The organism is Streptococcus sp. OMI870 (genome assembly GCF_047460295.1).
In the GTDB taxonomy this organism is placed as follows: domain Bacteria; phylum Bacillota; class Bacilli; order Lactobacillales; family Streptococcaceae; genus Streptococcus.
The window spans coordinates 1-1022 of sequence record NZ_JASHGM010000012.1 but is presented as its reverse complement, the minus strand read 5'-3'; the positions used below and the strand labels follow the sequence as shown (position 1 = coordinate 1022).

1 protein-coding gene is annotated in these 1022 nt (G+C 37.7%); it reads right to left on the bottom strand.

Features of this window, described 5'->3' with window-relative positions; genetic code table 11:
• The coding region (locus QM968_RS10675; RefSeq protein ID WP_414383933.1) for a DUF389 domain-containing protein at positions 1–1022 on the bottom strand (1022 nt) is incomplete at both ends.

Genomic DNA, 1022 nt, shown 5'->3' with positions numbered 1-1022 from the left:
TCATTTTCTTTTACGAGATCGTTTTGTGAATCTTTTTCAGAGAGTTTTTGATCGATATACTTGTCAATGTTTTCGTAAAATTCCTTGGTCGTCTCACTATCTAATTTTGTCGAATTATGGACTTGATTGACTTTCAATTGAACAGATTGAATACCGTAAGAGGCTTGTTTTTGGCGAATGGTTTCTAATTCTTCTTCTGAAATCGGATCTCCAACAACCGTCAAGACCAATTCATTATTCCTTGACTTGTAGACTTGATTAATGACCGTATGATTGGCGAACTCTTTTCCTACAAACTGTTTGATCCCTTCTTTTCGCGCTTGATCCATCGTCAGAGTGACTGCTGAATAGCTGGCTGGAAGGATCAATAATACAATCAAGGATATCAACCCAATTTTCATTTTAATGTTTAGCTCATTGAATGAACTTAAGGGAGATTGTCTCATCATAATTCTTGTTCCAACAATATTGATTAGCATGATAAAGACACAGTTGATCAAGAAAAGATAGAGAGCCCCAAATAAAAATCGTACATTTCCATTAGCTAAACCATAGCCTGCAGTGCAGATAGGTGGCATCAGAGCTGTTGCAATGGCTACTCCTGGCACGATATTGTTTGCTTCTTTTTTTCTTGAACCAATGACACCTGCTATCCCACCCGCAATAGCAATGAGAACATCCCAAATGGTTGGAGAGGTTCGTGCAATCAATTCGCTACTTGCATAAGATAAGGGAGAAATCCAGAAATATAGAGTCGAGACAAGCAAACTGACCAATACTTGAGTAAATAAAACCCCTAGAGATTGCTTGATTAAACGCGTATCAAAAATAGCTAAACCAAACCCCAGTCCAATAATCGGTGTCATAAGAGGGGAAATCAGCATGGCTCCAATAATGACAGCTGTTGAATTCATATTTAGACCTATAGAGGCAATAAAAATCGAACACATCAAAATCAGTGTATCTCTTAATCGAACATGAAGGTCATCATATAGTTTCTCGCGGAATTCACGTGTTGAATA